This window comes from Frankia sp. AgB1.9 (assembly GCF_016786355.1).
GTDB lineage: Bacteria > Actinomycetota > Actinomycetes > Frankiales > Frankiaceae > Pseudofrankia.
In genome coordinates, this window is sequence record NZ_JADWYX010000123.1 from 21970 (window position 1) to 27969 (window position 6000).

Genomic DNA, 6000 nt, shown 5'->3' on the forward strand with positions numbered 1-6000 from the left:
CGCGGACGGCGGACCGGGTGGCCTGGCATGGCATTCGCGTGTTCACCGACCATCTCGGGGACACGCCACACAGCCACGACCTCGACACCGTTCTGGAAGCCGAGCGGCATGCCGAGTCCCGGGAGCCCTACGGCCAGATCGACCGCCTCTTCCACTTGGTCCACACCCGCCGGCGACGAAAGCGACCCGCACGGCCTCCCCTGGCCGCTGGCCGCAACCGACCTCACCGGGTTGCCGAAATGACCGATCTTTCCGCTTGGTTTTGGAGCGTTGCCCCATGCACGCTGGCCAGTCGACAGGTCGCTGCGACCCGAGCGGACCGCCACCGCCTCGGCCACCCGGCCGGGTGACGACTGACAGCATGCCCGAGACGCCGGCCGCCGAGCCGCCGCCCAACCAGACAGCTCCCCCCGGTAGGGCGGCGCCCCTGCGGTCGGTGGAGCGGTGGATGTCCACGACGGCGACCGCGCCTGGTATCGCTCGCGCGCAGGTCGCGGTCACGCTGGTCGAGTGGCGGCTGGAGTCGTTCCTGGATGACGCGCGGCTGGTTGCCAGTGAGTTGACCTGCAACGCGGTGAATGCCGCGACGGTCCCGGGCCTTGATCCGAACGACCGGTTCCTGCGGTTCATCGGCCTGCGGTTGACCGAGACGGCCCAGCGGTTGTTCATCGAGGTCTTCGATGTCGCGCCTGGTCTGCCGACGTTGCGCCCGACGGAGGAGCTCGCGGAGGGTGGCCACGGGCTGCATCTCGTGGCCACCGTCGCTGCGGACTGGGGTGTCGACGCGACCGAGGGCAGTGCGGGAAAGGTGGTGTGGGCCGCTTTCGACCATGACGGCGCACGCGGGGAGGGCGATCGGGGCCTGGGCTGGCTGCCGGGGCGCAGCCCGGCTACGCCTGATGCTCCACCGACGGTGCGCGAGGATGCGGCGATTTTGGGTCGGTTCCTGGAGGCCCTGCGCGCACACACGTTCCCCACCGTCTCTGGCCTGGCGCCGAGCCCGGTTGAGGGCGGTGCGTGGTGACGGTGTCGCTGGTCCTGCTGGCGGCAACGGCCGGGGGTGTCCTCGTCGCCGGCTGGAAGATCGCCGCGGCCGTGGGTGCCTCCTGGTCGGTGCGGCGTCGTTGGGCGGCCGGCGCCGCTACGGCGAGCGTGCTGTCGGCGTTGCTCAGCGCCTGCCTCGGCGCCCCCGGCGCCGAGGTGTTGCACGCGCTGGTGGGGGCGTGGGCGATGTGGGACTGGTCGCAGACCCGGCCCCCACGTCGGCGCACACGCCGACGTGTCGTCGCGGGCGCGGCGTCATGACACAGCCCTTGGTCGTCTCTGGAAACCTACTCCCGTGGCAGCGTATTGAATCCCCGTCGGGGTCGGCGCTGGTGGATTTTAAGCGGGCACAGTCGGCCCGGATAGAGAACTATTTCCTGGGCGGGAAGGATAACTTCCCGATCGACCGGGAAGTCGGTAGCAGTGCGTTGTCGGTGTTTCCGGATCTGTGGTTGGCGGCGCGGGCGCGTCGGGTGTTCCTGTGCCGCGCCGTGCATTTTCTGGCCGGTGCGGGGTTCGAGCAGTTCCTCGATGTAGGGGTCGGCCTTCCGGCCAGTCCTAATCTGCATGAGGTCGCCCAGGGCCTTGTCCCGGCAGCGAGGGTTGTCTACGCCGACCACGACCCGCTGGTGCTGCTGCACGCCCGCGCGCTGCTGGCCTCTGGCCCGCTGGGGAGTGTCGAGGTTGTTGAGGCGGACCTGCGCGACCCCGCGAAGATCCTCGGGCTGGGGCTTGCGTGTTTCGACGAGGGCGAGCCGGTCGTACTCAGCCTCAGCGGGGTCCTGCCGTTCGTGTCCGACGCTGAGGATCCGTACGGGATCGTCGCGGCGCTGCTGGCGGGGCTGCCGGCGGGCAGCGCGCTGCTGCTCGACCATCTGACCGCCGATTACGCGCCCGAGGTCGTCGCCGGGCTGGTCGCGGTCTACAAGGCAGCCGACATGTCGCTCCAGGCTCGCAGCCGCGAGCAGGTCGCCCAGTTCGTCGCCGGTCTGGAACTTCTCGACCCGGGGCTGGTGTCCTGCCAGCGCTGGATCCCCGACGCCCCCGACCTGGACGACCTGCCGGCCGATGGGGCGGTGAGTTGCTATGGCGTCGTCGCCCGCCTCTAGACGGCGCGTGACCCGGGGCGGGGGTCTTCGGGCGGATGCCCGGGTGGCCAGGTCCGTGCGGCTGGGTGGCGAGGACGCGGTCGATGCTGAGGCACGGGTGCCGTGGCTGTGCCTACCGGTAGGGACAGCGGGGTTGGTGATCCGCCGCCAGCCGGGCCTGGGCGGCGGCGGGCGCAGCGGGCCGGTCGCGCGCCATGTTCGGGACGGTGCGGGTGTGGAGTTCCGGGCGGTGACCTCGGGAGGTCTGTGGCCCGCGGCGGCGGCGATGTGCCGGCTTCCGCAGGTCCGTCACGTGGTGGTTTTCCCGGTGAACGGGTCGGCGTCGCGTGCGGCGCTCGCGTTCGCGGTCGGTGACCTGCTGACCCACCCGTCCCAGACGGCGCTGTCGGCGGCCCTCCTTTGCGGGACCGAGCCGCCTGCCCGCGGGGGCCTGAACGTGCTCCGCCACGAGGTTGTCCTGACCGCTCCCGGGGGGAGCAGCGACCGGGTCGTCTGGCAGATCCTCACCGCCGAGCAGCACCCCCCGCCAGGCGGGCGACCTCGACGCCGCGTCACCGGTGGAAATGACCGTGGGACGCCCTCTAAGCGCCGCCGCGCTGACAACGTCTGACACAGGAAACGGAAAGCGGACACGATGACTGTTGATCTGCGGACGGATGTGCCACATGCCGCGCGGATGTACGACTGGTACCTGGATGGTAAGGACAACTTTCCGCCTGATCGCGCGGCCGGTAAGCTGGTGTTGGAGAGTTTCCCGCAGGCGCGGACGGTGGCCCGGTCGAACCGGGCTTTCCTACGGCGCGCTATCCGGTTCCTCGCGGCCGAGGCGGGCGTTGACCAGTTCCTGGACATCGGCACAGGTATTCCCACCTCGCCCAATCTCCACGAGGTCGCCCAACAGATCACGCCCCAGGCGCGGATCCTTTACGTCGACAACGATCCGATCGTTCTGGCGCATGCCCGTGCCCTGCTGACCAGTCATCCCGAGGGCGCGACCGCCTACCTGGACGCCAACCTCCTGGAACCCGCCCGGATCCTCGACTCGGACGAGGTCCGGGACACCCTGGACCTGAGCCGTCCGGTCGGCCTGTCGTTGATCGCAGTCCTGCATTTCCTGCCCGATGACGCCGACCCGTATGGCATCGTCGCGACGCTGCTGGACGCGCTCCCGGCGGGCAGCTACCTGACGATCACGCATGCGACCGCCGACTTCGCCCGCGCTCAGGCCGATCAGGCGGCCGAGATCTACCGCGCCCGGGGCATCCCCGCCCAGGCGCGCAGCCGCGACGAGGTCGCCTGCTTCTTCGACGGCCTCGAACTGATCGACCCCGGCGTTGTCGTCGCGCACCGATGGCGCCCCGGCGTCGGGCCGGACGTCCCGCAGCAGCCCGACGGCCACCGCGAGGGTCCCCTCACCGACGCGGACGTGTCCTGCTGGGCGGCACTCGGCCGCAAACCCTGACACCACCTGGCTCGCGACGTCCTGCTGGTACCTGCCTAGGGGGAGTTGTGCGCGTGGACCTGTTGGCGGCGACGCCGCCGGAACAGCTCGTGGACGCGGTGAACGCCGTGCTCGCCGGCGGTCCGGTGCCCGACGTGGCGGAGCTGCACGGCCTGCCACAGGAGGTGGTGCGCGCGGCGCTGGCGGCGTATCACGAGGCCGGAAGGGCGGCGCTGACCCGCCCGGCGTTGCGCTGGTACACCACCCGGCTGATGTTCGCCGACCAGCGGCGCGCTGAGCAGATCATGGCTGCCATCGTCGGCCCGGTCCTGGACACCCTGCACCTCAACGGCGCGCCGGTTGACTGGTGGTACGCCCGCCGCGAGGGCGACTGGCGGGTCCACCTGCGCCACCCCGACCCCGCAGCCCTCGGCGTCTTCCTGCACGACCTCGGGCGGGGGCGGCCTGTCGCGGCGACCCAGCCGCAGGTCCACGAACCGGATCTACGGCCCTTCGGCGGGCTGAGCGGCACCACGATCGCCTACGACCTGTTCGTCGCCGAAAGCCACGCCCTACTCGCCTACGCCCGCCGCCTGAACTCGCCGCTGGCCCGCCGCGACCTGTCCATCGCCGTCCTGGACGTTCTGCTCACCGCCGCCGGTCTGCGCCCGCACGCCCGTGGCGGGGTCTACACGCAGGTCGGCGCCAAGCTGGCGCCGCGCCGCGCGTCCGAGCCGGACGGCATCCACCAGCTCGGCGCGGACCTGCACCACCGGCTGCTCAGGGACCCGCACCTGCACACCACGATCGAGGGCCGCTGGGCCCAGGCCGCCGCGACCGCCGGCACCCAACTCGCCGCCACCGCCACCGCCGGACTGCTCACCGGCGACCTGTCCGACGTCCTGGTCGCTGTCATCCGCGCCCACTGGTCCCGTCTGGGTCTGTCCGCGACCGCGCAGGCCGTCCTCGCCTACGCCGCGCACGACGCCTACGGCCGATGCTGACCACCGCCGCGATCCCCGCCCAGCCGGGGCCGGCGCGGTAGCCCGCGAGTAGACAGTGAGAACCCCGATGCCTCAGACGAACACCGCCACGCCCCCGCAGGCAGCGTCGCGGCTACGCGACGCGATGGTCAACACCCTCGTCACCGCCGGAACGATCACCACCCCGGCGGTCGAGCGCGCGTTCCTGACCGTGCCCCGCCACCTCTTCCTACCCGCCGGGACCTCGCTGGAGGCCGCCTACGCGCCCTACCGGCCGGTGGAACTCACCGACGCCAGGAAGCCGGTCGCCCTGGCCTCACCACCATCGGCCTCCGTGGCCGCCCGCCGGATCGAACAGGCCCACCTACGCCCCGGGATGACCGTGGCCGAGATCGGCACCGACGGGCTGAACGCCGCGCTCCTCGCCGAGATCGTCGGACCCGGCGGCCACATCCTCAGCACCGACACTGACCCCAGGGTCCTGGACCGGGCCCGGCGGCTGCTGGCCGCGACCGGCTACGACGACCAGGTCACCCTCATCCACGCCGACCAGCACGACACCCTGCCCGCGCTCGGGCGCACCCCGGACGTCATCCTCGTCACCGAACTGGCCAGCAGCATCCCCCCGGCCTGGCTGGAGCAGCTCCCCGCGCACGGCCGGCTCGTCCTCCCATTCCAACTGGGTCCGGTGACCGCCACGGTCGCGTTCGTCCGCCAGGGCGACCACCTGGCCAGCACCAGCGTCATGCCTCCGGACCTGCTGCCCTTTCACGCGGACACCGGGTTTGACGGGCGGGTCGTCGTGCTCGCCGAACACGGCGGCGACCTCACCCTCGCCCCCGACGCGGACCCCGAGCAGTCGGGCCCCGCCGACGACGAGACCATCGTCTGGACCGACGTAGTACGAACCGACCGGTACGCCTTCGCCGAGCTCTACCTCTGGCTCGCCTGCCGGCTACCCTCCTTCCGCCTCCTGACCCCCCTCTTCGGACCCGGCACCCGCGAATGGCAACCCTTCGGCGCCGCGGGCCTCTGGTCCCACGCCTACCTCATCGCCCAACCCTGCGACGGCGGATACCGGCTCGGCGCCCACCACAACAGCCCCCAAGCCGCCACCGCCCTCACCGCAGAGATCCGACGCTGGGACGACACCACCCGCCACACCCACCACCCCACCTTTACCTACTGGCCCACCGGCACCAACCGCCCACCAGACGCCGAGACATCCGCCGTCGCCGCGACCAAACACGGCGACGCCGTCGTCGCCTGGCCGCCCATTCCCTGACTCTCAGCCGCGTACGGCTTCGAAGCCGTCCCGGCCAGCCTCTGCTCTTTCCTGTGCCCAGGGGACTATCTCGGTAACGGTGTTTCCGGCTGATTTGATCTAGTAGGTCTCGGCGGACGGCCAGCGGTCACTGAACGT

General features: G+C 71.4%; 7 protein-coding genes. All 7 read left to right on the forward strand.

What is annotated here, in order from left to right:
* Window positions 1-448: 448 nt before the first annotated feature.
* The 7 genes from I6A60_RS33855 to I6A60_RS33885 all read left to right on the forward strand — a co-directional run bounded on the left by I6A60_RS33855 (window position 449) and on the right by I6A60_RS33885 (window position 5862).
* A complete protein-coding gene (locus I6A60_RS33855; protein ID WP_203024476.1) occupies window positions 449-1024 on the forward strand; it encodes an ATP-binding protein in 576 nt (191 codons plus the stop codon).
* Window positions 1021-1305: a hypothetical protein gene (locus I6A60_RS33860; protein WP_203024475.1), complete on the forward strand. Its 285-nt coding sequence runs from the start codon at window positions 1021-1023 to the stop codon at window positions 1303-1305. Before I6A60_RS33855 ends, I6A60_RS33860 begins: the two co-directional genes overlap by 4 nt.
* Complete coding sequence (locus I6A60_RS33865; protein WP_203024474.1) at window positions 1302-2153, forward strand: SAM-dependent methyltransferase; 852 nt, start codon at window positions 1302-1304, stop codon at window positions 2151-2153. The genes I6A60_RS33860 and I6A60_RS33865 overlap by 4 nt, the downstream gene beginning before the upstream one ends.
* 43 nt (window positions 2154-2196) lie before the next feature.
* Entirely contained in the window at window positions 2197-2763 is a 567-nt protein-coding gene (locus I6A60_RS33870; RefSeq protein ID WP_203042767.1) for a hypothetical protein, read from the forward strand.
* 24 nt (window positions 2764-2787) lie between these two features.
* Complete coding sequence (locus tag I6A60_RS33875; RefSeq protein WP_203017125.1) at window positions 2788-3615, forward strand: SAM-dependent methyltransferase; 828 nt, start codon at window positions 2788-2790, stop codon at window positions 3613-3615.
* A gap of 53 nt (window positions 3616-3668) precedes the next feature.
* Window positions 3669-4598, forward strand: coding sequence for a thiopeptide-type bacteriocin biosynthesis protein (locus I6A60_RS33880; protein WP_203017123.1), 930 nt, complete (start codon window positions 3669-3671; stop codon window positions 4596-4598).
* A 67-nt stretch (window positions 4599-4665) separates the two neighbouring features.
* The gene (locus I6A60_RS33885; RefSeq protein ID WP_203017112.1) at window positions 4666-5862 is read left to right on the forward strand and encodes a methyltransferase, FxLD system; all 1197 of its coding nucleotides are present in this window, start codon (window positions 4666-4668) and stop codon (window positions 5860-5862) included.
* The last annotated feature ends 138 nt before the right edge of the window (window positions 5863-6000 follow it).

Bases quoted from the DNA above. Each gene is read 5' to 3' on its own strand.
- I6A60_RS33855 (WP_203024476.1), top strand. From the start codon at position 449: ATGTCCACGACGGCGACCGCGCCTGGTATCGCTCGCGCGCAGGTCGCG.
- I6A60_RS33865 (WP_203024474.1), top strand. From the start codon at position 1,302: ATGACACAGCCCTTGGTCGTCTCTGGAAACCTACTCCCGTGGCAGCGT.
- I6A60_RS33875 (WP_203017125.1), top strand. From the start codon at position 2,788: ATGACTGTTGATCTGCGGACGGATGTGCCACATGCCGCGCGGATGTAC.
- I6A60_RS33885 (WP_203017112.1), top strand. From the start codon at position 4,666: ATGCCTCAGACGAACACCGCCACGCCCCCGCAGGCAGCGTCGCGGCTA.